Here is a 24685-nt window from a genome sequence, read left to right as displayed (position 1 = left end):
CCTGAGTCCCCTCAAACCATGAAATTCATGCACCGGCACACCGAGCTCCACCGCAGTGACCGTATCGGCTGGCTGCGTGCCGCTGTCCTGGGGGCCAATGATGGGATCGTCTCCACGGCCAGCCTGTTGATCGGCGTCGCTGCCGCCAACGCCAGCCACTCCACACTGATCGTTACCGGCATTGCCGGGCTGGTGGCGGGCGCGATGTCCATGGCGGCGGGTGAATATGTTTCCGTACACTCCCAAGCCGATACCGAGCGGGCTGACTTGTCTCGGGAGCGGGCGGAGCTGGACAGCAACCCGAAAGCCGAGCACAGCGAGCTTGCCCATATCTACATGCACCGTGGGGTATCGCCCGAGCTGGCCCATCAGGTCGCCGATCAATTAATGGCACACGATGCACTGGGCGCACACGCGCGAGACGAGCTCGGCATCAGCGCAGCACTCGCGGCCAAACCGCTGCAAGCAGCGCTGGCCTCGGCCGCCAGCTTCGTGCTCGGTGCCGCCTTGCCCCTGGCGGTCATTTTCATCGCCCCGCCCGACAGTGTTGTGCCGTGGATATCCGGCATGTCGCTGGTATTTCTTGCCGGCCTTGGCGCCATTGCAGCCAGGGCCGGGGGGGCAAAAATAGGGATCGGCGCTTGGCGGGTAACCCTCTGGGGTGCGTTGGCCATGGGCATTACGGCAGCCGTGGGGGCGCTGTTCGGGGCGGTAGTTTAGTTAGCGCGTTTTTTGGGCGCGAAGACGGGGGCCTGGAGTTCCAGCGCTGCGACGCTGCGCTTTGAAGGCATTTCTCAGCCCAAAAGCTTGAGCGCCACCCGAACCACGAACAGCCCCCAAATCAATGCCAGCAGGGCGGTGAAAAAAAGCCATCTTTGCCCCATTACTTATTCCATTTTTTGACGTCTTCACTTCGTACTGTTCAGGCACACTAGAATAAGACTTAATCTGATTAACAGAAAGCTAAAAAAATATTCGCCGACAACAAAAGTCGTCACGCTACACGTTTATCGATCTAAACTATGGGTCACACATACACGCTTTTGAAGGGGCACTCAATCATGGGATCCATTTTATGCCTATTCAAACGACACGCTCATTTTAGAAACTATGCGCTCATAGATAGTAACGGTACCTGCGTAGGGTTTAAACAATGCGATCACAACCCGGGAAGCCAATGGGTGCAGGTCGAAGAGATAAGCCTGGCACGACTAACCAAAGCGCGCCCTAGTGCCTCGAACACCGAACCGTCAAAATAACAATACTAAATTCACACCAACCTTACACTTTTTTCACATAGCCTACCCGTTAAGCCACTTGAAAACCTTAAGAGTCTTAATGATAGGAGGCGCTCTCAATTACTTCAATTAATCTTTAGTTTCGTTAACTATTAAAGAACGACGCCGATAGTATTAGCTCACACTACTGTACTTAAAGGGGATCAACATGACGTCAGCCATCAATGGTTCAACCCAGGTCACTTTGCCGAAAGCCACCGCCATGACAGCCCCAAAAGCTCTGCCTGTGCGGGTAGACAGCGACGGCGATCATGACGCTAGCGGGCCGAGCGAAGTGCAACTGCCCAAAGCGACCTCCGGGTCGATCGGGACGCGAATCAACACCACAGCGTAAGTGAGTTTATGCGCAGGCCCATCGAAAGCGGGGCCTGCGTCGTTTGAGACAGAGGTCAATACTGGCAGGATTAGTCGTGTAACTGGCTTCGTGCAGTCTTAGTCGTCATGTACAACTCAGGCTCGAGTGGCGGCCGATATTGGAGTTCAAAATGTCAGGGCTGCGCCTTGAAAACGCAGTGCACACCGAGCAAGCAACGCCGTGTTCGGCGATGGGAGCATGAGGCGATATTGGAAGAGATGCAGGTCAGGCTTAGCAACGCGCCGGACATGATGCGAGTCGGAAAGCGCACAGTTGAGCATCCCTTCGGGACGCTCAAACAGTGGATGGGCGCGACTCATTTTTTGACGCGAAGTCTGGAAGGCGGCAGTGCAGAAATGAGCTTGAATGTACTCGCCTACAACATGAAGCGGGTTATGAAAATCCTCAGCACCAGCAGCTTAATGAAGGCGTTGTCGGGCTGAAAGGGTTGGCTTTGTTGCCTACCTGGCACCATAGCGGCTTTATTGAAGCCTCCAAGACCCTAGTGACGACCCGCAGGGCTTACCGCGAGCGAGTACATAGCTAAAAACCGTCGAGGCTACGTGCCGACATTGCACTGGCCCGTTTTTACACACTCTGGGCCGACTGCTGCCGGTCACGAGCGAAAACATCAGCCTTTTCGGTGATGGATTGGAACGACTAAGCCTACAGGCAACGTATTCCCTACCTGCCAGAGCCGCCATTAAAACCGCGTACCACTTTCGTACCCCCCCCCCCGGTAAATCGGCACCTATATCCGGCCGCAGATGTCACCACGGGGATATCCTGGCTCACGGCTCTGTCGCTGCGGTCCCAATACCAATGAAAAGCGCATCCTAGTGTGAAAGACGAGAACATCTTACGGACTCGGCTGTTGCATTTGATCCAGAGCTTGGTTGAGATTGGCATCTACCTTGAGCAACAGTCCATGCAATAGCGTTTGTTCTTCAATAGTCAAACCGTTGAGTGCCTGGATACATGTTTGATCCATCACGCGCTTTGCTATGGGCAACTGACGAGATGCCTGCGCCGAAAGCAAGATCAAGCGACTCCGTCCGTCGGCCGGATCAGGCACGCGTTGTACCAACTCATCACGCTCCATACGGCTCAGAAGTTGCGCCATGCTGGGTTGTTCTACGCGCGCGATGCGTGCCAGTTCTCCCTGCGACATTGAACCGGATTTTTTTAGTGCAACCAGTACAGGTAACTGGCTAACCGTGAATCCTAGCTCGCGTAGCGGTGCATCGACCAAGCGGGAAAAAGTTCTAGAGATCTGACCGATCAGCTTCATGGGATTTGAATTGGACACTGTTGACATGCATAGGCACCTATATTATTTATATAGGCACCTATCTTAATGAGTATTCCCCATGAACTCAAATCCACGTATCGCGATCATCGGAGCAGGACCTGGCGGACTCACGCTGGCGCGCATTCTTCATCTCCATGGAATTGTAGCTACTGTTTACGAGCGAGAGGAGCACCCGCCTTCGCGTCCCCAAGGTGGCACGCTGGACCTGCACCAGGACTCCGGTTTGCTGGCGCTGGAACATGCTGGTTTGAGCGACGCATTTCAAACCATTGCGCGCTACGAAGATCAAGGAACACGGCTCTTGGATAAAACCGGGCAAGTGCTTTTCGATGATCAGGGCGCCAGCAGCGAAGATCGACCCGAAATTGATCGCACCGAGTTGCGAGCTCTCCTTTTAGGTTCTGTGCCGCAGTCGACGGTCCGCTGGAATCGCAAGATGCTTGATCTGGAGGAAGCCGCTGACGGCGGCTGGAACCTAACGTTCGACCATGGTAACGAGGGGCCCTTTGATTGCGTTGTGGGTGCGGATGGCACATGGTCACGCGTCCGGCCCTTAGTCTCAGCGTACGAGCCGCAATACAGCGGGCTATGCTTTGTAGAGTTTGGTATCGACGATATCGACCGCTTGCATCCCGCTTTGGCCGCGATGGTGGGGCACGGAAAAATCTCAGTGCAAGGCGAAGGTAAAGCACTTATCGTCCAACGAAATGGCAACTCACACGTCCGTGGTTATGCGATATTTCGCGTTCCCCTGGGCTGGGTAGAGAAACGCTTTGACTTCTCCTCGGCGCCCGCAGTGCGTGAGGGCCTGATTCAAGAGTTCGCTGGTTATACCGACGAGATTCTGGCTCTGTTCCGGGCCAGCACCAATAATTTTGCCGTTCGCCCAATTTTCGCATTGCCTGTGGGTCACTCTTGGGTCCACCGCCCGGGTTTGACCCTGATCGGCGATGCGGCACATGCGATGTCCCCTTTCGGCGGCGATGGAGTGAACAACGCTATGCTCGATGCTGCCGAGCTTGCTAAATTGCTGATCGAGTGTCGCCAGTGCAACAGCGCGATAACAGAATACGAGCGTGGGATGTTCCGTCGCCTGATTCCATCTGCCAAAAGCGCCGCCGAGGATGCGGCTACTTTTTTATCCCATGATGGACAGGCACTGACTTTAGTTCGTTATCAGAGCCACTAGTGTGCTGTTCGCGAAATAAATTCCTGAGTAATTTATCTACACTTCAAATGTCATTCCCGCCTTGAAGCGCGCACAGTGAGCGCTCTGGACATCACGTTTACCCCCGAAGAAAAGATCGAACTAAAGGACGCGTTCGCTCTGCGACCATCCTCCAGTGGGGTATAGGGGATCAGACCACGATATCTGACGTACTGGCCTGCTTCAGATGCCGATACATTCCACACGGAGCAATGCGCAACGCGAGGTCGTGAGAAGCACAGCACACGCCCCTCCCACACCCAAGACCCATCCCTGATAAACTGCGCCCATTCACCCCGCTGACTCAGACCCCCCATGCCCCTACAAACCGCTCCCCTCTCCCGTCGCTTCTCCGTTGCACCCTTGATGGACTGGAACTACTAAACCAAAGAATCTCTAAAACAAAGGCCTACAGATGCCCCGGGTTCAGCTCGTACCATTTATGTATCATTGGGCTCCTTTCGACCATGCCTCCGCTCTGACTAGCCGCCTTACGCATCAGGCAGATAACGTCCAAAAACTGAGAGTTGTAAGCGTCTAGAAAATCCGGGGTTATTCACTCCGTTTCTTTATGAACTTAGTGAGAGACCCACCACTCCCTAGAGAAGGACGCAGATTTGTGAGCGTGTCTTCAAACGTTTGAGATCGAGGTCAGGAAGTCATGTCCATTGCCAGGAGCGATATTCATCCCGCGATCAGCCTACTCGCCACGATTACTTACGCAACCTCCGTACATGAAGCACGGAGGAATGAGGCTCGCACGCAAGAACTGATTTTTGAGCTTCAACTAGGAGAGACTATTTCCAAACTCGATGCAGACAATCTACGAGTTTTGTTCAGAGGGGCGCTTGAGAAGCGCCTCTGGGAAATTTCGAGCGAGTAAAATCCGGGTATTGTCTAAATCGACATACGCCGCTTATGTCAAAAAGGCCCCCACACTTGGCCCAAGTGCGGGGGCCTTTTTGTGAAACCACTACCCGCCCCATTGTGGTCTATCCGGAACAGGCTTTCCAACGGGACGGAGAAGCAAGATGCATTTGAAGCGGATCAGGGCGTCAAATTTTCGGGCGTTTGGCGACAGTAAGGTTGCCCCCTCACTTGATTGGGAGCTTGCCCCCGGACTGAACATCTTTGTTGGGGAAAACGATTCCGGCAAACCATCGGCGTGAGCCCGAGCAATGATTCAGACTTAAATGTGATAGAGAAAGAAATCCCTTTCGCTTCATCTGAGACTTCATCCCTGGATGGGTTTAACAATTCCTCCCCAAAACGAGACAGCTGTGCCTGTCGCGAACCGTGACCGCGGGGTCAGCGTTTGCTTCTGTCCTAACAGGAGCCAACTTCTGGCTTAGTTCCGCCGCTCGTTGTGGCCGGTGAACCTCTCCTATGTGTGGCGTCGGCACCAGTCCCACAATTTTGCCAAGCGCTATTAATTTCCACGAGTGCATCGCCCAACTGCAGAGTCATCAAAGAATTTCTGTAGTCCGGCGCCCTACGACCGCTCAGGAGAGGCCGACCCAACATCTCGCGCTCGGGCTTTGATCACTGCGGGGGGGGCGCGCGTTGGATGGCCTGCTCTTAGGTTCTGTACGAAAAGTATTGTCGCAAGCACCGCATGGCACAGGCCAATGAGACCATCGCCGCAAAACTTGTTGCCAGCTTGTCGAAACGCGGAACGATGCGACGGTTCTCCTTCAGCCAGCCGAACATGCGTTCGATGATATTGCGCTGCCGATATTTGGGCCGATCAAACAACCTGGGTAGGCCTGGCCTGGGTTTGCGTTTCATGTCGCGTAGTGGGATCGCCGGTTGCATCCGATAGCGATCACAGTAGCGACGCAGAGCTTCAGCATCGTATCCCTTGTCAGCCAGCAACCATCGGCAGCGTTTGCGAGGACGGCCGCTCAGGCTGGGGATATAAGCCTCGTCCAGCAACGGTTGGGCATAGGCAATATCGCTGGCTTGCCCGCCTGAAAGCAGGAAACGCAGCGGCACACCATTGGCGTCGCACAGCATGTGGATCTTGGTCGTCAGGCCGCCCCGGCTGCGCCCGAGCGCGTGGTCTTGCGGCTCTTCAGGCCCCCTTTTTTCCCGGCGCCTGATGAGGCTCGGGTTGCACGAATGGCAGTGGAGTCGATCATCCAGGTTTCCAGATCGATCAAGCCTTGCTCGTTCAATCGGATGTGCAGGCGCTTGAGCATCTGATCGAAAGCGCTGCAATTACGCCAGTCGCGAAACCGCTGATACACCGTTGACCAAGGGCCAAAACGCTCCGGCATGTCTCGCCAGGCCGCGCCGGAACAGAGCACCCAAAGGATGCCGTTGAGCATCAGGCGATCATCGACTCGAGGGCGCCCGCTGCGGCGGGTTTCAGTGAAGAGATCGGCAACCAAATCCCAGGCTGCATAGGGGAGTTCATACCGCTTTGCCATCGTGGCCTCCTGGCGTTAATGGCGGCGGATTCTACCGGAATCGATGTTTCAAGGGATTTCGTACAGAGCCTATGTGAAATGACCACCAATGGAGGCTCTATTTCCGCCAGTGCGATATCCCTATAAGTCATCGCATTCAAAACGTGCTTGATAAATAGCTCAACGACCTGTTTGGCTGGCAATGCTTCAAAAAGCGGGGCGATCTTGAGAATCGGGCAAGGGAGCACGATAGTGTCGATGTATAGTCCAGCAGTCGATACAACGTTTTCCCAATGCGCGGGGAACAGGTCACCAGAGAAGGTAGCTTTGAACTGCTGGCCATCTTGGAGGTGGAATGCGGCTGGATCTGACACCGATGACCAGAACTCCCTGATACCCTCTGCCAGTTCGGGCAGAGCTTTTGTGCAATGCTTCACCAGCTCGTCATTTCTCACCGCAACTGCAGCCGCCTGTGCAGGTGTCGCATCAGCCTTGACCATCGGCTTGTAAAGAAAATCGAATTCCCGGAACAAAAAATCAAAATATACACTTCGGATTTTTTGCAAGCTTACCGATTTTTTAGAGTCCTCTCGGTAGGCAAAGGCTCTGATGGCCAGAGTCATGGCGCGAATCCGACCATCAACAGTTGTCGGATCGACAAGGCCATCAGGGCGTAACCGAATCGCCATTAAACTTCCTCTGAAGTCATCTACCAGATGCGCTGCAACATGAAGTTTTCCCTCTTCGAGCCGGGCTCGGAGCAAGAAGACTCTGTCCGTGAGATCCTGAACTTCTTCTTCGGAGTATTGGCGCATCCTGGTCATCTCTTCATCGTTCAATGGCGGGTCGGCACTAACGTCCCTCAGATATTCTATTGCAGATCACGCGGTCAGCGTACGCGACCTTGCTTTCATCGTTGCGAAAGGGATCACGGGCGTGCCTACACTTGGCCTGACATCCCTGCCTTATCTGCGCAACTGACTCCAGCCGCCATTCCGAAATGCTAAAAGCTCAGGGCGCGGTTCGATGGCGCGGGGTGTGACGATCCAGTAGCTGTAGTCATGTGGGATGGTCAGTCTAGATGGCTGCACCAAGCGGCGCTCGGATGTCAGCATCGGCCAGCATCAAACCCCGCTGCGACTTCCTGCCCATCTACCGCAGCGTCCTCACCAATAATTAGCCGCCAAAGCCTGGATTGACCAGACGAGCGGAAAACCTCGTCCATGAACATAACTAGCATGCCGCCCGCGACGCTCTAGGCCAAACTGCCAAAGCGCATCAACCGCGATAAGCAGCTACCAAGCACGGCCAACGCACCGGGCACGCGAGGCTTCATAAATGAAGCACCTCAACAAGCGCGGCAAGCAGCAAGCAGACGCTTGCCACGAAGGTAAGCCGTAATCGCATTGGCTGGTACCAAGCGGGCAAGTTCATAACCCGCAATAGCTGCTTGTCCTGCCAGAGGTGGACAACTAAGCCGATGACCAATAGCAAGCAACCCAATGGCATTGGCAATAACGTGGCAATCCAAGCAATAAGCGCCGGAATGACACTCCAGATAAACCGGTCTCTGCCCTGCTCGGCGCTCATGTCTCGCACGGTCATGGCGAAGCCCCAGTGTAAGGCGCCGACGAAGCTCAGGATGACTGCGCCATAGTTAACAAGCGCAATCGCAAACAACGGCCGATAGTCGAGTGAGAACGGGATCAGCAGCGCCAGAAAAATAAACGGCAACAGACCGCCATAACCCAGCAGGCTGACGTGCTTTGGCGGAGACGTTGAAGGAAACACGTTCATTTGTATTCCTTGCAGTGAGCGACACTCAAGACTGTAGGCCCAAAAGCCCCGCTTGGGCGAGATATTGTACGGATCCGGTTTAGGTTGAACCTCTGTTGCCTAGGTGGACTCCCAGATCTAAATCCAGGAGAACCTTATGAGCCAAACAGCTTTGGTCGTCGGCGCCAGCGGCATCGTCGGCAGCGCCATTACTCAATTACTCATCGACAACAATTGGCAGGTCGCCGCGCTATCGAGGCATCCGTCACAATTGCAAGGCGTGATCCCCGTCGCGGCAGACCTTCAGGATCCTGCTTCGCTGGAACATGCGCTGGCGGATTTGAAACCCACTCATGTGTTCATCACCACATGGTCACGGCAAGCCACGGAGGCCGAAAACATTCGCGTTAATGCCGCCATGGTACGCAACGTGCTCGCCGCCATTCGGCCAGCCAAGAGCGTTGAGCACGTAGCACTGGTTACTGGCCTGAAACACTACCTCGGCCCTTTCGAAGCCTATGGTAAAGGCAGCCTTCCGCAAACACCGTTCCGCGAAGAGCAGGGTCGTCTGAATGTAGAGAATTTCTATTACGCCCAAGAGGACGAACTTTTCGCCGCTGCTGAAAAGGACGGCTTCACATGGAGCGTTCATCGCCCGCATACCGTCACCGGGGTTGCCGTAGGCAACGCGATGAATATGGCAACCACCCTCGCCGTCTACGCCTCGATTTGCAAAAAAACCAATCGCGCTTTTGTATTTCCGGGATCAAGAGTGCAGTGGGACAGCCTCACCGATATGACGGATGCACGGCAATTGGCGAAACAACAACTGTGGGCGGCCACCACGCCGGCTGCGGCCAACCAGGCATTCAATGTCACTAATGGTGATGTGTTTCGCTGGAAATGGATGTGGAGCCGAATTGCCGAATACTTCGACGTGCCTGCTGCCGATTATCCCGCCTCACTCTTACCTCTTGGGAAGCAAATGGCTGACGACCAAGCCGTGTGGACGCAGATAGCCGCGGAGCACGGTTTGAAAGAAGCCGATATTGGTCGCCTGATATCCCCATGGCATACCGATGCAGACCTTGGTCGCCCCATCGAAGTCGTCACTGATATGTCGAAAAGCCGTGCAATGGGCTTCACCGCCTACCAAGCGAGCGATCAAGCATTCTTCGATGTGTTCGACAAACTACTCGAGATGCGCTTGATACCCTAGGTCGTGCCGCAACGGACAAAGCACTGAGAATAGGTAAAGACCGCAAGGTGCGGGCCCCTTGTAAGGGCCCGCAGTCTTGAACCGCGCAAATTGCTCAACTTTTACCAATGCACACTGGAGCAATGCCGTGCGCAAGCGGTGCGTCTACTGAGTAATCTGAGGGAACATTGCCTTACGCGCGTCAGCATCCATCTCGGTCTTGTAACTGTGCTGGGTCTTCAGCTCTTCGGTTCGCTGTGCTGCCGGTCGAGCATTGATGTCATCAAGGAGCCGTTTCACGTTTGGAAGTTTTACCCAAGCGTCATTACCTAGGATGAAAGGTACCGCGCGCGCCCACCCCCATACGGCCATGTCCACCAGCGTGTACTCACCTCCGAGCATGTAAGGCCGTTTGGCCAGGTGCTCGTTGATGATGGTCCAATGACGCCAGGCTTCGAAGGTGTAGCGGGTAACGGCGTAGTCTTTTGGCTCAGGTGCGAAGTGCTTAAAGTGGACAGCCTGTCCAGAGTACGGGCCGATGCCGGTCGCGACGAACATGAGCCAGGAGTACATCTCCCCTCGCGCCTTGAGATTGTCAGCAGGCAGGAACATCCCGGTCTTTTCGGCTAGATAGAGCAGTATGGCGTTGCTGTCGAATACCACGTTATCACCATCAATCAGAGCCGGTGTCTTGGCATTCGGATTGATCTTAAGAAACGCCGGATCGTGCTGTTCACCCTTGCGCGTATCAACAGGGATGAGTTCGTACTCAAGGCCTGACTCCTCCAAGAACAGCGCAACCTTCGCGGGGTTAGGAGACGGGTGATAGTAGAGTTTGATCATATTGACTCCGTGCAGTGGTTTTCAGTGAACATCGCTAAAGCCAAGGGAGGAAGACCCAGGCTTTTGATTGCAATACCAATGGCGTCTGTTACACACGCAGGATCGGGATTAATCCGAGCCAAAACTCGAATACCAAGTAACACACTCAGCAAATGATGCGCCCCCTGCTTCACATCAATCTCGACAGAATCGACAGATTGCAGGCGGAAGGCTTGCAGGCGGCCTTCAAAAAAACTGCGAATGGCGTCGAATTCTTCTGCGACGGCCTGTCGCAAATCCATGTCTTCTGCATTTGCTTCGAGGGCAGAATTCACCAACAGACACCCACGATGAAAAGGATCGTTGAGTGTGCGACTCAACACCTCTGCGAAGAACCCAGTTATGGCCATTCCCGCGTTTGGCAGAGCTTCAAGGCGCCGAATTCGATCACGCACACTGCACTCCAGATAGTGCACAAGGGCGCGACGGTAAAGACTACGTTTGTCGCCAAACGCGTTGTAAAGGCTTGGCTGATTGAGCCCTGTGCGATTGACGAGGTCTCGGGTCGAGGTGGCCTCGTAGCCCTGCGTCCAGAACGCTTCAGCGACGGCTGTTAAAACAGTCGACTCATCGAATGTACGGGGACGGGCCATGGTTTTCGCACGCATTTGAGAACTGTTGTTGACCATAGCACAGGTTTTGTATCGATCACCACAAAACGAATTTCACATCTCCGAACTTCACTGACCAGAGATGCGCACGGAAGAACTCTCGAATGGAAGAGCAAGAACTGGTCAATTTTTGATATCGACTCGCACCCTTGTACATCAAGTGAATAGGCGGAGCACGTGAACCAACCATTCAGCGCCAGGGTCATCTACCGTCGCATGCAATCGGTTAACCTGCCTTTTGAGAGGCGAAGATCACTCTTTACCAAAATGATGAGTATGGGCGAGTAACGAATCGGGTATCCCGTCGCGAATCAATCCGCCCTCTTCTATCCAGGCTTGGGTTCACTGATAAGTAAGCTGCAGCAGTTGGTCTGTCTGGTTGAAGTCGAACACTGTAGCGTCCAGTGGGCATTAAGCGCGGACGCGAAAGCGGCGCAGACGCCGAGCGTTTATTGGAAATTGTGCATCAGTTCAAACTCTAATCGCGCGTCATCTCGGGCGAGTCCAGTCGGCTTTAGATGAGGCTGGCAATCACATTGCCCACAACGAAGTCCATCTTTCCAATGCGCGGCCCGTGATCCTACTGGACAAAGGGAGGCAATTCATCTCCTCGCAACGGCTATCTCACCGCATCAAGGCCGGCGCAGCAAACTTCGTCCAGGGGCATCGAAGGACTCTATAAATCTCCGAAACTACCTGCATCGTCGCGTCTTCGATCGATCCTTCATTACGGCATAAAACCCAGCCGTGATCTGCAACCGCTTGCTCGAACGACCTGGTACAAGCGACATGTTCTTCCAGCTTATGGATTACGGTACTGCTCAGCCCGCGCCGGCGCGCCGCTGCCCTCGCCCATGAAATATCAGGGGCGGTGACAACCCCGACATGCAGGTCTGGGACACGCACGTTTCGATCAATGTTCAACTGTAGAATCTCTGCAAACGCGATTGTCCGGCGAAACGCGGCATCAGACGGGTACCAGCGATCGATCAAAATGATGCTGCCAGGTGGCTGTTTAGCCAGCACGTGCCGGGAAATCCAGTGACGGCTATCAGCAAAGCGCTCACAAACCCCCAGCTCCAAATCCCGGGAGGGATTTCTGACGAGCTTGTTAACGAGGGCCATTGTTTCACCCCTATAGGGATCGCTTTTTTTCTCGCAAAGCCGGATCACCTTTTGGTTGTCTGCCCTCAGTACTTTCGTAACGGCCTCCAACAGTGTTGTTTTGCCAGTGCCTTTGGGCCCATCTAGAGAAACAAACAGCGGACGATTCATTCTTCAAACAACGAGTGATATACGTTTTTTTGCCCGGTTCGTTCGTTGAAACCGCTTGGCGCGACTACGCGAATCGAGTGGAGGGTTCTTATGAACAGACAGTGATGAACACTCTACCCCGCTTTCTGGCTAAAGGTTCCCAAAATCCAGGGTCTCGCACTCTCCAGATAGACAACCCTGGGGAGTACGAGGTGAAAACCACTGAAAACGTCTCCTCGCGGCTCAACGGCGCAGGAAACGGTCCAGCACCAGCAGGGCCACTGCGCCGATTGCAAGTGCGGCAACAGGCTTCTCTTTAACGAACGTAGATACGCTGTCCAGTGCGTCACCATAGGTCTGGGTCAACTGACCAGCAGCCTGGCGACCGGCACCTTCAGCTTCAATTTTCGAATCACCCAACAGTTTCCCGACCGCGCTCTGCGCCTTGCCGGCAAGTTTTTCTGCAACACCTTCGACTTGTTCACTCTTCATGATTCACCAAACCTTCGCGTGTAAGGGGTTAGCTCAGGGTCGAACTAACCTGGGGGCTATTTGCACAGCGTTAGGGTGATGGGCATTATGATTAGTTCAGAATGGATGAGCCTCAGGAGCCGTTCGCAGAAACCGACTTATCAACCGTTTCGAACAGGAAACGCCAAGCAAAAGCTCGTTCCTGCTGGACTGCTGTCTACGGTCACCCGACCGCCATGTAACTGCATAATTGAGTGAACGATTGCTAACCCCAGGCCACCGGAGTCATCTGGCTGATTGCGTGATGGGTCGCACCTGTAGAAGCGTTCAAACAGTCGCGGTAGATGCTCCGCTGAAATCGGCGGGCCTTGGTTGTGCACAGAGACTTCAATCCAGTCCTCCCGCACCACACTGTTGATAATCACGTCCGCAGCGGGAGCTCCGTAGCGCAGTGCATTGGCCACCACGTTAGCCAATGCTCGACGGATCAAAGCCGGATCAGCCCGCAATTCAGCATGGGCATGATTGATCAGCGTTACATTGCGTTCTTGCGCAACGCCCTCGAAATACTCACACAACTGTTCGACCAGATCATGCAGGTTGATAAGTTCGTCATGCACGGATGCTTGCGACTGCTCGGTACGCGCAAGAAACAGCATGCTATCGATCATTCGCGCCAGCCGCTCATATTCCTCTTGATTGGATACCAGCAGGTTCTGGTAGTCCTCGATTGAACGACTGTGCCTCAGGCTGTGTTGGGTATGCCCCATTAGATTACTGAGCGGGGTACGCATCTCATGGGCGAGGTCTTCCGAGAATCGTGAGAGCTGGGCGAACCCTTCTTCAAGGCGTGCAAGCATTTGATTAAGTGCATGGCTGAGCGCTTGCAGTTCACTCAGTTCATTGAACTCATCCAGCCGCAGATGCAGATGCTGTACATCAATGCCGGTTGCGCGCTGCGCCAGCCTGCGCACAGGTTGCAAGGCTCGTCGACTGACCCACCCGCCGAGCAAAAAAGCCAACAGCGCGCCGACCGACATGGCCAGCCAGAGTTTGAGTCGATAAGCCCCCAGCATCTGCTCACGCTCACTTAACAACTTGCCCGCAATAAGGGTCAAGCCGCGCCCTCCCTGCATGACATCCTTCCAGGCAAGTCGCACTGCCTGCGAGGCATGGCCGTCACCGAGCCGGGCCTGGGCAGCCGCTGGTAACGTGGGCAAGCTCATGCTTACGGGGTTGATTTCGATCAGCACCTGGCCCGTGTCATCGACAATCCACAGCAGGTTGTCGCGATTGCCCAGCATATTTTCGTAGAGCGTGGGCCGATTTCTGAGTTGCTCGACGCTGACACTGTCATTGATCAACGCCTGCATGCGCTCCAGGCGCCCAAGCAGGGCCTGGTCATCGCGCCACGCGATTTCTCGCTGTAACGACTGATAAAGATAAAAACCAATCGAGCCCAGCAGCAGCGCACTGACTAACGCGAACATGACTGCCAGGCGCAAGCTCAAGGCACGCGGGAACAGTTTCAGGATTGCACCTCGAGCATGTAGCCGATGCCACGCACTGTGTGTATCAATTTGAGCGGGTAAGGATCGTCAACCTTGGCGCGCAGACGCCGGATGGCAACGTCGACCACATTGGTATCACTGTCAAAGTTCATCTGCCAGACCTGTGAGGCAATCAACGAGCGCGATAGCACCTCCCCTTCACGACTGACCAGCAGGTGCAACAGGGCAAACTCCTTGTTGGTTAAGGTCAGGCGCTCTCCCCTGCGCGTAACCTTACGCCGCAACAGATCCAGGCTCAGGTCTGCAACCAGGAACTGCTCGACCTCACGGGGCGGCCCCCTGCGCAGCAGAGTACGTACGCGTGCCAACAACTCGGCATAGGAAAAAGGTTTGACCAGGTAATCATCGGCGCCAGACTCAAGCCCCTTGACCCGATCCTCCACAGAGTCCCTGGCGGTAAGAAAAAGCACCGGGGTTTGCCACTTGCGCCGAATAATCTGAAGCAATTGCCATCCGTCCAGGCCCGGCAGCATGACGTCCAGGATGATCAAGTCGAACTCACTTTCCTGCGCCAGGTACTGGCCCTCCAGGCCATCCAGGGCGACCTCAACCACGTAGCCCGATTCAGTCAGGGCTTTGTGCAGGTAATCCGCTGTTTTCGCTTCATCTTCAACGACCAGGATACGCATCTCTTCCTCCAAACCGGGAGCATAGGCTAGCGCGCCCGACCGGTTTGGCACATTACATCTTGGTAATCATGAGGCAATCATTCTGACGGAGTGCACGGGTCATCATGCCTGGCTATGACCCAGCCAGACAAAACAAAGGAAAACGCATGCGTATAAGCCTATCGACTTCATTGCTGATGTCACTCGCAATGAGCTCTGCGCTCGCCGTTGCAGCCCCGGCTCAAGTTGTGCAGCGCAACGACGTGTCACTGGCAATGGCCAATGATTTGCTAAATGCCGCGCTGGCAGCGTGCCATGCCGATGGCCGCACAGGTGTTGCTGCAATTGTCGACCGCGGAGGCAATTTAGTTGCCCTGCAGCGCGACGATAACGTTGGCCCACACAACACATTAGCGGCCCAACGCAAGGCCTATACCGCCCTGTCGACCAAGACGCCAACACGACTATTGGCAGAGCGTGCTCGCAGTACACCCGATGCTGAAAACCTCAACACCCTGGGTGAACTATTGCTGCTGGGCGGTGGAGTGCCGCTGTTGTTTGAAGGGCAAGTCATTGGCGCTATCGGAGTGGCTGGTGCCGGTGGTGCCGCATTCGACGAAGGTTGCGCATTAGTCGCGATCAACAAAATTTTACCTGCTGTTAAAAACTAAGGACATCATCATGACTGTATTAAAAGCACTCTTCGCTGGCGTGGTATTGAGTGTCGTATCGTCACTGGCATCAGCGGCAGGAAACCCGCTCAGTGTGCATGTACTCAACTTACAAGATGGTTTGCCGTCCCCGGGTGTCAATGTCACGCTGGAAAAACAAGACGGCGAGCGCTGGAACATACTCAACAGCGCAGCGACAAACGAGCAAGGTCGTATTCCCGGGCTTTACCCCGAAGGTCAGGCCCTGGAAAAAGGCACCTACCGTGTCACCTTCAAAACCGGTGAGTGGTTCAAAGCTCACAAGATCTCAAGTTTCTTTCCGGAGGTACCGGTCATTTTTGAGGTGGACGGCACCCTTGCGCACTACCACATCCCATTGCTGCTCAGCCCCTACGGTTTCTCTACCTACAGAGGGAATTGAGCTTCTACCGGACAAAGAGACAAGGCCGCCCCTCATCCCATGGGCGGCATTTTTTTGCACGCCCCGCTTTGCTGGAAATGACCGGTTGGGCCCTCCCCCCGAACATGAACGCCTTCGCCTAGCTCGCCGCCACCTTCCTATCGAAGGCACTGGCAGTCCCTTCACAAAACCGGGCATCACCGTCCTTAGCGCAGTAAAAAAACACTGCCCATTGTCAGGTTGTTTCTTTCGGCATATCTTGTATAAAACTTATACAAAGGCCTTGTCGATGTACAACAAAATGAATTGGCCGCTGACGCTGTACTTTGACGGTGAATGCCCTCTGTGTGCGCGCGAAATCAAGTACCTGCGCGGGCATGCGGTGAAGGATCGACTGGTTTTTGTGGACATCAGCAGCGGTGCATTCGATGCCGAGGCACTCGGGTTTACGTTCGAGCACATGCAGTCGTCGTTGCACGCCCGTTTCGCTGACGGACGCTGGGTAACCGGCCTGGACGCCACCCTGTGGAGCTGGCGAGCCGCCGGTTTGGGTTTTTGGGCAACGCCACTGACGTGGCGTGCATTGCGCCCGTTGCTTGAACTGGGTTATCGCCTTTTCTGCCGCTTACGGCCCCATTTGGCGTGGTTACCCCACCCAGACAGTGGTCGCCGCTGTGTCGATAACCGTTGCACGGTGCCGGCGTCCAAACCCGCATCAGACGAGGCGTCAACGTTGAAAACCAAGCAGACCTAGAAAGCTTCGCCTGGTCATGGCCCCGACGCAGAACCTGGCTCATGGCTGATTTGGCGAACCCTGTGTCATCTGCGTCAGACGTGCGCAGCAGATACTCTCCTACCGCCAAGGATTGCCGACACATACAGCGCAGCATGGCTGCGAGGAATCAAGATGAACCCATCATTAGCCGAACATTACCGTGAAATTCTCGTCGGCGTAGGCGAGAACCCTGAGCGTGAAGGTCTGCTGGACACCCCCAAGCGTGCCGCCAAAGCGATGCAGTACCTGTGCAATGGCTACACAATGAGCCTGGAGGAAGTGATCAATGGTGCACTGTTCGAATCGCAAAACGATGAAATGGTCATCGTGCGCGACATCGAACTGTATTCATTGTGTGAGCATCACATGCTGCCCTTCATCGGCAAGGCTCATGTAGCGTACATCCCCACCGGCAGGGTACTGGGCCTGTCGAAAGTGGCCCGAGTGGTGGATATGTTCGCCCGTCGCCTGCAGATCCAGGAAAACCTGACCAAACAAATTGCCGACGCCATTCAGCACATCACCGATGCCGCCGGCGTGGCGGTGGTCATTGAAGCGAAGCACATGTGCATGATGATGCGGGGCGTGGAAAAACAAAATTCGGTGATGACCTCATCCGTGATGCTGGGCGCCTTTCGCGAGTCCTCCGCGACGCGTCACGAGTTCCTCCAACTGATAGGGCGACTGGGTTAACACCAACAAATCGCATCAGACCGCAGGAGAGCCTGGATGAACAGTCACTTGACGATGAACTCCCTTGGTGAGGGCTATCGTGCCCTCGTGATAGGCGCCAGTGGCGCGCTCGGCTCGGCTTTTTGTGAGTTGCTCAATCAGGATCCACGGTGTGCGTATGTTCGTGAGTTGGGGCGCAACAGTGTTCCATGCCTTGATCTGGAGGATCCCGACAGTATCGCCAGAGCGGCAGCCGAATTGACTGAAGAAGCACCGTACCAGTTGATCGTGCATGCTGCAGGCCTGCTTCATCGCGACGAAATAAAGCCTGAAAAAAGCTACTCCGCGATTGCAGCAGACGCGTTGCAGTCAGTCTTTCAAGTCAACACGTTCGGGCCTGCGCTGGTTTTGCGTCACTTCCTGCCGTTGCTGGACGCTCATGGCGCAATGGCGATGCTCTCTGCCAAGGTAGGCAGCATCGGCGATAACCGCCTGGGCGGCTGGTACGCCTATCGTGCATCCAAGGCAGCACTGAACATGCTGATTAAAACGGCTGCCATCGAACTGGCGCGAACCCGCCCTCAGACCCGCTTGTTGAGCCTGCATCCCGGCACGGTAATTTCGGGCCTGTCACACCCGTTTCGTGGTGCCTCGGCAGCCAGGCCGGCGAGCATTGCTGCCCATGAGTTGTTATCTCTGATTGACCGCTTGGCGCCTGCCGACAGCGGCAATTTCTTCGCTTATAACGGCGAACGTCTTCCCTGGTAAGCAGGGAGTGGACCTTGAATCTATAGGGGCTGGCCGATCATCAATGATCGACTCAGGTTGTTGCAGTGCGCCCATGATGAGATTTGCGGCTCAGGTGAAGGGCACATCGAATCGTCGGCAATGTCTCGGTAAGTCACAGGGATACTTTCAAATGATCTCGAAAACCTTCTTGCCCCCCAAATTGTCCTAAAATGATGTGAAATTTACTGGGGCTCGGAAAATGATCAACGCAGAACTGCTGAAACTGGTTGTTGAAGCATCAAACGATGGCATCGTCGTTGCGGAGCAGGAAGGCGATGAGAACATACTGATCTACGCCAACCCCGCCTTCCTGCGCCTTACAGGCTATAGCGCCGACGAAACGCTGTACCAGGACTGCCGCTTCCTGCAGGGGGATGACCGTGACCAGGCCGGCCTCGCCGCTATTCGCGAGGCCATTAAGAACCTTCAGCCTTGCCGGCAAATCATTCGAAACTATCGCAAGGACGGTAGCGCCTTCTGGAATGAGCTGTCGATTACTCCGGTTTTTAACGAGGCGGACCAGCTTACCTATTACATTGGCATCCAGAAGGACGTCAGCGTCGAATTTGAGGCCCGCGAACGCGTGCGTGAACTTGAAGCGCAAGTCGCCAGCTTGAAGGCTCAACTGGCTCAATAGCCATGAGCGGCCTGAATAGAGACTTAACTCGCCTCAGCAAGCCCTAGGGTTCAGGGAATGGCAGTGGTGCATCTCCATCGCGTCGCACGGCAAAAACATTGAGTGTCATCGCCACAAACGCGTAGTACCCGTAGACACCTATCAACTCAACCACAGCAGGCTCGCCAAGCGTACTGACGGCGTCGGTGTACAGAGCATCATCAACCCGACGATGCTCATAGAGCGCCCTCCCCAGACGATAAACAATACGTTCGTCATCCTGCTGAAACTCGGGCAAAACCTGCTGCTTGAGCGACTCGATGATGCTGTCTGACACACCCGCGCTGCGGGCAATGGGCTCGTGAATTTGCCACTCGGCCTGGGACTGCCACCAGGCGGCAGTGACAAGAATTGCCAGCTCGGTCAATCGAAGCTCCACGCGCGTACCGTATCGGCAAAACGCACCCAACTTTTGCGCATGGTTGGCAAGCTCGGGACTGTGAATCCAGGCTAAAAACGGGCCGTCAAGGTTACCTCGTGGGCCACTGATAATCTCGCTGAGGACAGCTCTCTGTGATTCATCCATCTGTTCTTCAGAAAGTGGGCTGAGGCGCGATTGTAGGGTCATAGCTAATTTTCCTTTAAGGCCCACCTCGGAGCCACGCTCCAAGAGGATAGTTGCAGCGATTCTTCCCATGACGGGACTCAATGTGCTGCTCGGATAAAACCGTCGGCCGTTGCGATCCTATGATCCGTTTCAGTCATCGATCCGATTTAGCCAAGTACCTGCACATCCATCACCGGAGCGTTTTGCGCCTGAACACGCCTTAAAAGGCAACACAAAACTTATACGCGACATTTATCCACGTACAACAAAATCGGATGAGTGTTGACGTTTTATTTGGCATCCGCACCCGCTTCGTCCGTCCTGCTCATCACACCTACCGGGCGACTGCGGATAACAACACCTGGCGATACCGGATTAAGGCAAATCACCAAGACGCCCAAAGGATCAACGTCATCGCTCAACGTATCTGGGGCGAGTGGTTTTCAGGAATCTCGATAACGGTCAAGAATTCATGGAGTGAAATTGAATCACTGCAAGGCGAGAGGGTCATTTGCTGGGAAGTTGGACGTTAGAGGGAATAAGGCCGAGTAAAAGGCGGCCTTGGAATGCGACGGACAACGCACGTAGCCAACCATGCTTTAGGCGTGAATGGCCCCAGAGCGAAAATAGCGTTAGCATTCCGCCCACTCGGCTTAAACAGCCTGTTTTTCAGATCAGGGTCGCATCGTGGAAAAGCTAATACGCCTCCAAAGTGGAATAGAAGGGCTCGACGCTCTGCTCAAGGGAGGGCTGGTCGCAGGCGCTTCATACATAATCCAAGGGCGCCCAGGGTCTGGCAAAACGATCCTCGCCAACCAGCTTGGGTTCCATCATGCGAACAATGGAGGTCGGGTTCTGGTCGCCACGCTATTGGCCGAGTCACATGACCGTCTTTTTCAATTTCTTTCTACCCTGAGCTTTTTCGACGCGTCCAAAGTCGGCGCCGACATTCAATTTGTCAGCGCGTTTGACACTCTGGAAAACGAAGGTCTGGATGAAGTAGTAAAGCTGCTTCGGCGCGAAATAAGCCGTCAAAAAGCCACGGTGATGGTAGTCGACGGTCTGCTCAATGCGCGCTCAAAAGCCGACTCGCCGATCGACACAAAGAAGTTCATCTCCGAATTGCAGGGGCATGCCGCTTTCGCGGGTTGCACGGTGCTGTTTCTCACCAGCTCCCGGCTCGACGACGGCAGCCCTGAGCACACCATGGTTGATGGCGTAATCGAGATGGGCGAAGAGCTATATGGAACGCGCTCAGCACGTCGTATACAACTGCGTAAAACCCGTGGCAGCGGAGCAATGACCGGTCTGCATGAGTGTGAAATCACGGACAATGGATTGGTGGTTTACCCGCGTCTCGAAAGCCTTTACAGCCACCCGTCCGCCCCCGACAGCGCCGACATGACGCGTATTGCCAGTGGTATTGGATCACTGGACAGCATACTGGGCGGAGGCCTTTACAGTTCCAGTGTGTCTCTGGTCATGGGCCCCTCCGGGATAGGTAAAACCACGCTGGGTCTCAAATTCCTGGCCGAGTCGACGGTGGAAACTCCGGGGCTGCATTTTGGCTTCTACGAGAGCCCGCAACGGTTGCGACTCAAAGGCCAATCACTGGGTATCGATATCAAAGGTATGGAAGACAGCGGCGCGCTGACCATTGCCTGGCAGCCTACTACGGAAGGCCTGCTGGATGGACTGGGCGCACGCCTGCTGAGTATCGTTGAAGCAAAGGGCATCAAGCGCCTGTTCATCGATAGCCTTGGCGGTATGACAAGAGTCTCGACAAATCCGGCGCGGATCAATGACTTCTTCAGTGCATTGATGAACGAGCTGCGATCCCGGGGCGTTACAGTGTTTGCATCCTGGGAAATGCGCGATTTATTTGGCTCCGAGGTCAGCGCACCAAGCTCTGACCTGTCCAGCATCGTCGACAACCTGATGCTGATGCGATTTTCTGAGAATCACTCTGAACTAAGCAGGACGCTATCTATTCTTAAAGTACGAGATAGCGCTTATGACCCCTCGCGATTTGAGGTCGTCATCCAAGATCAAGACGTTTTCCTGAAAAAGGCTTCAAGGCATGAACCACCAGTCCCCACTGAGTGATCTCCCGGTTCAATTTCTTAAGCTTTTAAGTGGGTTGAATTAACATGACCACCATCCTGGTCGTCGACGACGAGTATTTGATCGCTGACATTCTCAGCTTCGCGCTGGAGGATGAGGGGTTCATGGTGGTGACGGCCAGCAATGGTCGAAAAGGACTCGAGGTGCTGGACAGAGAACGGCCTGCCCTGATCATTACCGACTTCATGATGCCGGTCATGGACGGCCTGGAATTCGCCACCGCCGTCCGAGCCCTTCCTTGCGCGAATGATTTGCCGATCATCTTGATGAGCGGTGCTCAGGCACATATCGGTATGCAGAGATCAGATTTGTTCGATGCTGTATTGGCAAAGCCATTCAATATCGATTTGATCATTGCCGAAGTTAAAAAACTCTTGGCTTCAGGATAGCGCGCAACCGTTCAACGCCATGAGAGCCCGCCATGTCACTCAAAGGGCTCTCATTTGCGCTCAACACAACGATGCAGCGTGTAGTCCTTCGTGTGCAACTCCGCAACCGCCTGCGTGGCTAAAGTCAGCGCTCACCAACATGATGAGTATGGGCGAGTAACGAATCGGGTACCCCGTCGCGCATCAATCCGCCCTCTTCTATCCAGGCTTGGGTTGACTGATACGCACGTTGCAGCAGTTGATCTGTCTGGTTGAAATCGAACACTGACGCATCCAGTGGGCACAGCGGCGGCACTACATGGATAGCTGCATGCGCCTTGTACAATTCGATGTCGCGTACCAGTTGACGCATACTCATCAAGTTAAGCGTGTGCAAGGCTAACGCAACGAGCCCGCTCGGTGGGCACAGGCAAGCACAACCGAACCCGGTGGGCAGAACTACAACTCGCGTTGCCCCCAATGTCACCGCACTGGAAATCGGCGTGTTACTGGTGACACCGCCATCGACCAAGAACTTTTCTCCCACCCGGACATTGGGAAACACTAACGGAATCGCAGCACTGGCGAGCAAGGCCTGTTCAGCATTACCACTGGACAGAAGTTCTTCGGCGCCGCTGAGCAGATTGGTGGTGACAATATGCAGGGGTAGTTCAGTCTCTTCGATTAATTCGACCGGGAGAGATCTGCGCACTAAACGATGCAGCGCCGAAGCACTCAGCAGGTGACCGCGACGATTCAGAATACCCTTGAAGGTGTCGAGTGCCGAGAACGGAAACACATCCGACTTACGTAAGCTGCGCCAGAAATCCGCAAGCTCGCTCACGCCTTTAGCATTCGGTCTGGCCGCGAAGTAGGCACCATTGATGGCTCCGACCGAAGCGCCAACCACCAGGTCGAATGAAACCTCAGCCTCAACGAGCGCCTGTAACATTCCGACCTGAACCGCGCCAAGGCTCCCACCACCAGCAAGTACAAGAGCAGTTTTTACAGTTGGCATAGACGTACCCTCTCTGATAACGCCCTCCTGACGTTACAAGCCTAGCTGACTGGCGACATTGGCTCGGATGGAGACTACCTGCCTCATAGGCATATGGGACGTACGGAACGCTTCGCCCACCTCAAAGGAGCATCGTGTTTTGAGTTAGCGTCTACACTCGATCAAATGGTTATGACGTTATTCCTGTTTGGAGTCTCCTCCAATGCAAGCCGCACCTGAAACAACCCGTGCTGCTCCTGTGGCCCCACAAAGCAGTCATCCAGCCTGGTTGAGATTGGCCCATTGGCTGAACGCTTTGGCGGTGTTGGTGATGGTCACCAGCGGCTGGCGTATCTACAACGCCTCTCCCCTTTACGATTTTAATTTCCCCACGTCGATCACCTTGGGTGGCTGGCTCGGGGGCGCGTTGCAATGGCATTTCGCAGCAATGTGGATGTTGGTCGTCGTCAGCCTTTTCTACCTACTTTTCAATCTTTTTAGCGGCCGTCTGTCGCGACGTTTTTTTCCTGTATCACCCAAAGGTTTTTTTAATGACCTGTGGTCTGCACTCCATGGGCGGTTGGGGCATAACGATATAAGCCATTACAACCACGTGCAGCGTGTGGCGTATCTGTTTGTGATGCTCGACATTATTGCTCTAGTGGTTTCCGGGTTGGTTCTGTGGAAATCAGTCCAGTTCCCGCTACTACGTGAACTGCTGGGTGGCTACGACAGCGCGCGGCATGTGCACTTCATTGCGATGTCTTTGTTGGTGGCATTCATCGCCGTGCATTTGGTGATGGTCGCACTCGTTCCAAAGACGTTATTGGCCATGATTGTTGGCCATAAGGAGCGCGTATGAGCAAGCGTGAGCAACGCCCAGCGCTGGATGAGTCGTCCATTTTGAAGGATGCACGGAAAATTATTTCGCTCCAGGTCGAAGATCGCTCAAGGCGCGCCTTCCTGCTGCGTAGCTTGACCTTGGGCGGCGTGGCGATGCTGTCCGGCTGCAACATTTCCGATAACGATCACGTTGAAACCGCGCTGTCCTCCATGTCGCGCTTCAATGACAGGGTGCAGGGCTGGCTGTTCAACCCGAACGCCATGGCCCCTACCTACGCAGAGTCGATGATTACGCGGCCATTTCCCTTCAATGCCTTCTACGGCATCGACGAAGCGCCTGCCGTCGATGAGGACACCTACCGATTGGAAGTAACCGGCATGGTCGCCGACAAGCGCAGCTGGAAGCTTGAGGAACTGCGTGCCATGGCACAGAGCGATCAGATCACCCGGCACATCTGTGTCGAGGGCTGGAGCGCCATCGGGCGCTGGGGCGGTGTGCGCTTCAGTGATTTCCTAAAACGCGTCGGGGCCGACACCGACGCAAAGTATGTCGGCTTCAAATGTGCCGACGATTACTACACCAGTATCGACATGGCCACGGCGCTACATGCTCAAACGCTGCTGACGCTGACCTACGACGGTGCCGTATTGCCGCGTGAATATGGCTTCCCAATGAAGCTGCGCATGCCTACCAAGCTTGGCTACAAGAACCCAAAACACATTCAAGCGATTTTCGTCACCAATACCTATCCGGGTGGTTACTGGGAAGACCAGGGCTACAACTGGTTCGGTGGTAGCTGACGCCCATGGCAACCCCATTGCGCAGCCCGGGCTGCGCTTTTTCGCAACCTGAGTCTCAAGGAGCTTCA

General features: G+C 54.7%; 25 protein-coding genes and 2 pseudogenes. 14 read left to right on the top strand and 13 right to left on the bottom strand.

The window, feature by feature from the left end; genetic code table 11:
* The first annotated feature begins 18 nt into the window (after positions 1-18).
* A complete protein-coding gene (locus tag A7J50_RS14495) occupies positions 19-720 on the top strand; it encodes a VIT1/CCC1 transporter family protein (RefSeq protein WP_064452427.1) in 702 nt (233 codons plus the stop codon).
* Positions 721-1769: 1049 nt separating this feature from the next.
* A pseudogene (locus A7J50_RS14490) lies at positions 1770-2096 on the top strand (transposase); the annotation flags it as partial.
* Positions 2097-2512: 416 nt separating this feature from the next.
* On the opposite strand, the gene A7J50_RS14485 reads toward A7J50_RS14490, so the two are convergent.
* Entirely contained in the window at positions 2513-2971 is a 459-nt protein-coding gene (locus A7J50_RS14485) for a MarR family winged helix-turn-helix transcriptional regulator (RefSeq protein WP_064452426.1), read from the bottom strand.
* A gap of 52 nt (positions 2972-3023) precedes the next feature.
* Here A7J50_RS14485 and A7J50_RS14480 point away from each other — a divergent pair, with 52 nt between their 5' ends.
* On the top strand, positions 3024-4154 hold the full coding sequence (locus A7J50_RS14480) for an FAD-dependent oxidoreductase (protein WP_064452425.1): 1131 nt from the start codon (positions 3024-3026) through the stop codon (positions 4152-4154).
* A 1596-nt stretch (positions 4155-5750) separates the two neighbouring features.
* Here the strand turns inward: A7J50_RS14480 and A7J50_RS30710 are convergent.
* The 3 genes from A7J50_RS30710 to A7J50_RS14455 form a co-directional block, all read right to left on the bottom strand.
* Positions 5751-6604, bottom strand: a protein-coding gene (locus tag A7J50_RS30710) for an IS5 family transposase (protein WP_156526282.1) whose coding sequence is annotated in 2 segments (ribosomal slippage) — positions 5751-6256 and positions 6256-6604 — 855 coding nt in all. Because the reading frame shifts where the segments join, the coding sequence is not laid out codon by codon here.
* The gene (locus A7J50_RS14460) at positions 6502-7422 is read right to left on the bottom strand and encodes a hypothetical protein (RefSeq protein ID WP_156526281.1); all 921 of its coding nucleotides are present in this window, start codon (positions 7420-7422) and stop codon (positions 6502-6504) included. The genes A7J50_RS30710 and A7J50_RS14460 overlap by 103 nt, the downstream gene beginning before the upstream one ends.
* 493 nt (positions 7423-7915) lie before the next feature.
* On the bottom strand, positions 7916-8380 hold the full coding sequence (locus A7J50_RS14455) for a DUF3429 domain-containing protein (RefSeq protein WP_064452420.1): 465 nt from the start codon (positions 8378-8380) through the stop codon (positions 7916-7918).
* Between the two features lie 136 nt (positions 8381-8516).
* Between A7J50_RS14455 and A7J50_RS14450 the strand changes: the two genes are divergently transcribed.
* Positions 8517-9578, top strand: a complete 1062-nt coding sequence (locus tag A7J50_RS14450; protein WP_064452419.1) for an SDR family oxidoreductase — start codon at positions 8517-8519, stop codon at positions 9576-9578.
* Between the two features lie 144 nt (positions 9579-9722).
* On the opposite strand, the gene A7J50_RS14445 is transcribed toward A7J50_RS14450, so the two are convergent.
* The 6 genes from A7J50_RS14445 to A7J50_RS14420 form a co-directional block, all read right to left on the bottom strand.
* Positions 9723-10400 (bottom strand): glutathione S-transferase family protein, encoded by a 678-nt coding sequence (locus tag A7J50_RS14445; RefSeq protein ID WP_064452418.1) that lies wholly within the window; start codon positions 10398-10400, stop codon positions 9723-9725.
* On the bottom strand, positions 10397-11068 hold the full coding sequence (locus A7J50_RS30705) for a TetR/AcrR family transcriptional regulator (RefSeq protein WP_237140906.1): 672 nt from the start codon (positions 11066-11068) through the stop codon (positions 10397-10399). Before A7J50_RS30705 ends, A7J50_RS14445 begins: the two co-directional genes overlap by 4 nt.
* A gap of 606 nt (positions 11069-11674) precedes the next feature.
* On the bottom strand, positions 11675-12325 hold the full coding sequence (locus A7J50_RS14435; protein WP_064452416.1) for a dTMP kinase: 651 nt from the start codon (positions 12323-12325) through the stop codon (positions 11675-11677).
* Positions 12326-12547: 222 nt separating this feature from the next.
* On the bottom strand, positions 12548-12796 hold the full coding sequence (locus tag A7J50_RS14430) for a CsbD family protein (RefSeq protein ID WP_064452415.1): 249 nt from the start codon (positions 12794-12796) through the stop codon (positions 12548-12550).
* A gap of 140 nt (positions 12797-12936) precedes the next feature.
* A complete protein-coding gene (locus tag A7J50_RS14425; RefSeq protein WP_064452414.1) occupies positions 12937-14307 on the bottom strand; it encodes a heavy metal sensor histidine kinase in 1371 nt (456 codons plus the stop codon).
* The gene (locus A7J50_RS14420) at positions 14304-14975 is read right to left on the bottom strand and encodes a heavy metal response regulator transcription factor (RefSeq protein ID WP_064452413.1); all 672 of its coding nucleotides are present in this window, start codon (positions 14973-14975) and stop codon (positions 14304-14306) included. Before A7J50_RS14420 ends, A7J50_RS14425 begins: the two co-directional genes overlap by 4 nt.
* A gap of 146 nt (positions 14976-15121) precedes the next feature.
* Here A7J50_RS14420 and A7J50_RS14415 point away from each other — a divergent pair, with 146 nt between their 5' ends.
* From A7J50_RS14415 to A7J50_RS14390, 6 genes are all read left to right on the top strand, one after another.
* Positions 15122-15625 carry a GlcG/HbpS family heme-binding protein gene (locus A7J50_RS14415; protein ID WP_064452412.1) on the top strand — a complete coding sequence of 168 codons (504 nt, stop codon included), beginning with the start codon at positions 15122-15124 and terminating at the stop codon, positions 15623-15625.
* Between the two features lie 10 nt (positions 15626-15635).
* Positions 15636-16046 carry a hydroxyisourate hydrolase gene (gene uraH / locus A7J50_RS14410; RefSeq protein ID WP_064452411.1) on the top strand — a complete coding sequence of 137 codons (411 nt, stop codon included), beginning with the start codon at positions 15636-15638 and terminating at the stop codon, positions 16044-16046.
* 268 nt (positions 16047-16314) lie between these two features.
* Positions 16315-16779 carry a thiol-disulfide oxidoreductase DCC family protein gene (locus tag A7J50_RS14405; protein ID WP_064452410.1) on the top strand — a complete coding sequence of 155 codons (465 nt, stop codon included), beginning with the start codon at positions 16315-16317 and terminating at the stop codon, positions 16777-16779.
* Between the two features lie 153 nt (positions 16780-16932).
* Positions 16933-17493, top strand: coding sequence for a GTP cyclohydrolase I FolE (gene folE / locus A7J50_RS14400; protein WP_064452409.1), 561 nt, complete (start codon positions 16933-16935; stop codon positions 17491-17493).
* Positions 17494-17529: 36 nt separating this feature from the next.
* Positions 17530-18240 carry an SDR family NAD(P)-dependent oxidoreductase gene (locus tag A7J50_RS14395; protein ID WP_064452408.1) on the top strand — a complete coding sequence of 237 codons (711 nt, stop codon included), beginning with the start codon at positions 17530-17532 and terminating at the stop codon, positions 18238-18240.
* Between the two features lie 220 nt (positions 18241-18460).
* Positions 18461-18898, top strand: a complete 438-nt coding sequence (locus tag A7J50_RS14390; RefSeq protein ID WP_064452407.1) for a PAS domain-containing protein — start codon at positions 18461-18463, stop codon at positions 18896-18898.
* A 43-nt stretch (positions 18899-18941) separates the two neighbouring features.
* Here A7J50_RS14390 and A7J50_RS14385 read toward each other — a convergent pair whose 3' ends face one another.
* Both A7J50_RS14385 and A7J50_RS32275 read right to left on the bottom strand, forming a co-directional pair.
* A complete protein-coding gene (locus tag A7J50_RS14385; protein ID WP_064454937.1) occupies positions 18942-19505 on the bottom strand; it encodes a carboxymuconolactone decarboxylase family protein in 564 nt (187 codons plus the stop codon).
* Between the two features lie 272 nt (positions 19506-19777).
* Positions 19778-19915, bottom strand: a pseudogene (locus A7J50_RS32275) (inorganic diphosphatase); the annotation flags it as partial.
* A 253-nt stretch (positions 19916-20168) separates the two neighbouring features.
* Here A7J50_RS32275 and A7J50_RS14380 point away from each other — a divergent pair.
* On the top strand, positions 20169-21590 hold the full coding sequence (locus tag A7J50_RS14380; protein WP_167353730.1) for an ATPase domain-containing protein: 1422 nt from the start codon (positions 20169-20171) through the stop codon (positions 21588-21590).
* A gap of 44 nt (positions 21591-21634) precedes the next feature.
* Complete coding sequence (locus tag A7J50_RS14375) at positions 21635-21997, top strand: response regulator (RefSeq protein ID WP_064452405.1); 363 nt, start codon at positions 21635-21637, stop codon at positions 21995-21997.
* A gap of 124 nt (positions 21998-22121) precedes the next feature.
* Here the strand turns inward: A7J50_RS14375 and A7J50_RS14370 are convergent, their stop codons facing one another.
* Positions 22122-22994 carry a patatin-like phospholipase family protein gene (locus A7J50_RS14370; protein WP_064452404.1) on the bottom strand — a complete coding sequence of 291 codons (873 nt, stop codon included), beginning with the start codon at positions 22992-22994 and terminating at the stop codon, positions 22122-22124.
* 202 nt (positions 22995-23196) lie between these two features.
* Between A7J50_RS14370 and A7J50_RS14365 the strand changes: the two genes are divergently transcribed.
* Both A7J50_RS14365 and A7J50_RS14360 read left to right on the top strand, forming a co-directional pair.
* Positions 23197-23835 (top strand): cytochrome b/b6 domain-containing protein, encoded by a 639-nt coding sequence (locus A7J50_RS14365; protein WP_064452403.1) that lies wholly within the window; start codon positions 23197-23199, stop codon positions 23833-23835.
* Positions 23832-24617: a molybdopterin-dependent oxidoreductase gene (locus tag A7J50_RS14360; protein ID WP_064452402.1), complete on the top strand. Its 786-nt coding sequence runs from the start codon at positions 23832-23834 to the stop codon at positions 24615-24617. The genes A7J50_RS14365 and A7J50_RS14360 overlap by 4 nt, the downstream gene beginning before the upstream one ends.
* Positions 24618-24685 lie beyond the last annotated feature (68 nt).

The sequence above is a fragment of the Pseudomonas antarctica genome (genome assembly GCF_001647715.1).
Lineage (GTDB): Bacteria > Pseudomonadota > Gammaproteobacteria > Pseudomonadales > Pseudomonadaceae > Aquipseudomonas > Aquipseudomonas antarctica_A.
This window is presented reverse-complemented; position numbering and strand designations above follow the sequence as displayed.

What these genes read in the sequence shown, in the direction of transcription:
- A7J50_RS14495 (WP_064452427.1), top strand. Translation starts at nt 19, where the DNA reads ATGAAATTCATGCACCGGCACACCGAGCTCCACCGCAGTGACCGTATC.
- A7J50_RS14485 (WP_064452426.1), bottom strand. Translation starts at nt 2,971, where the DNA reads ATGTCAACAGTGTCCAATTCAAATCCCATGAAGCTGATCGGTCAGATC.
- A7J50_RS14480 (WP_064452425.1), top strand. Translation starts at nt 3,024, where the DNA reads ATGAACTCAAATCCACGTATCGCGATCATCGGAGCAGGACCTGGCGGA.
- A7J50_RS14455 (WP_064452420.1), bottom strand. Translation starts at nt 8,380, where the DNA reads ATGAACGTGTTTCCTTCAACGTCTCCGCCAAAGCACGTCAGCCTGCTG.
- A7J50_RS14450 (WP_064452419.1), top strand. Translation starts at nt 8,517, where the DNA reads ATGAGCCAAACAGCTTTGGTCGTCGGCGCCAGCGGCATCGTCGGCAGC.
- A7J50_RS14445 (WP_064452418.1), bottom strand. Translation starts at nt 10,400, where the DNA reads ATGATCAAACTCTACTATCACCCGTCTCCTAACCCCGCGAAGGTTGCG.
- A7J50_RS30705 (WP_237140906.1), bottom strand. Translation starts at nt 11,068, where the DNA reads ATGGTCAACAACAGTTCTCAAATGCGTGCGAAAACCATGGCCCGTCCC.
- A7J50_RS14435 (WP_064452416.1), bottom strand. Translation starts at nt 12,325, where the DNA reads ATGAATCGTCCGCTGTTTGTTTCTCTAGATGGGCCCAAAGGCACTGGC.
- A7J50_RS14430 (WP_064452415.1), bottom strand. Translation starts at nt 12,796, where the DNA reads ATGAAGAGTGAACAAGTCGAAGGTGTTGCAGAAAAACTTGCCGGCAAG.
- A7J50_RS14420 (WP_064452413.1), bottom strand. Translation starts at nt 14,975, where the DNA reads ATGCGTATCCTGGTCGTTGAAGATGAAGCGAAAACAGCGGATTACCTG.
- A7J50_RS14415 (WP_064452412.1), top strand. Translation starts at nt 15,122, where the DNA reads ATGCGTATAAGCCTATCGACTTCATTGCTGATGTCACTCGCAATGAGC.
- uraH (WP_064452411.1), top strand. Translation starts at nt 15,636, where the DNA reads ATGACTGTATTAAAAGCACTCTTCGCTGGCGTGGTATTGAGTGTCGTA.
- A7J50_RS14405 (WP_064452410.1), top strand. Translation starts at nt 16,315, where the DNA reads ATGTACAACAAAATGAATTGGCCGCTGACGCTGTACTTTGACGGTGAA.
- folE (WP_064452409.1), top strand. Translation starts at nt 16,933, where the DNA reads ATGAACCCATCATTAGCCGAACATTACCGTGAAATTCTCGTCGGCGTA.
- A7J50_RS14395 (WP_064452408.1), top strand. Translation starts at nt 17,530, where the DNA reads ATGAACAGTCACTTGACGATGAACTCCCTTGGTGAGGGCTATCGTGCC.
- A7J50_RS14390 (WP_064452407.1), top strand. Translation starts at nt 18,461, where the DNA reads ATGATCAACGCAGAACTGCTGAAACTGGTTGTTGAAGCATCAAACGAT.
- A7J50_RS14385 (WP_064454937.1), bottom strand. Translation starts at nt 19,505, where the DNA reads ATGACCCTACAATCGCGCCTCAGCCCACTTTCTGAAGAACAGATGGAT.
- A7J50_RS14375 (WP_064452405.1), top strand. Translation starts at nt 21,635, where the DNA reads ATGACCACCATCCTGGTCGTCGACGACGAGTATTTGATCGCTGACATT.
- A7J50_RS14370 (WP_064452404.1), bottom strand. Translation starts at nt 22,994, where the DNA reads ATGCCAACTGTAAAAACTGCTCTTGTACTTGCTGGTGGTGGGAGCCTT.
- A7J50_RS14365 (WP_064452403.1), top strand. Translation starts at nt 23,197, where the DNA reads ATGCAAGCCGCACCTGAAACAACCCGTGCTGCTCCTGTGGCCCCACAA.
- A7J50_RS14360 (WP_064452402.1), top strand. Translation starts at nt 23,832, where the DNA reads ATGAGCAAGCGTGAGCAACGCCCAGCGCTGGATGAGTCGTCCATTTTG.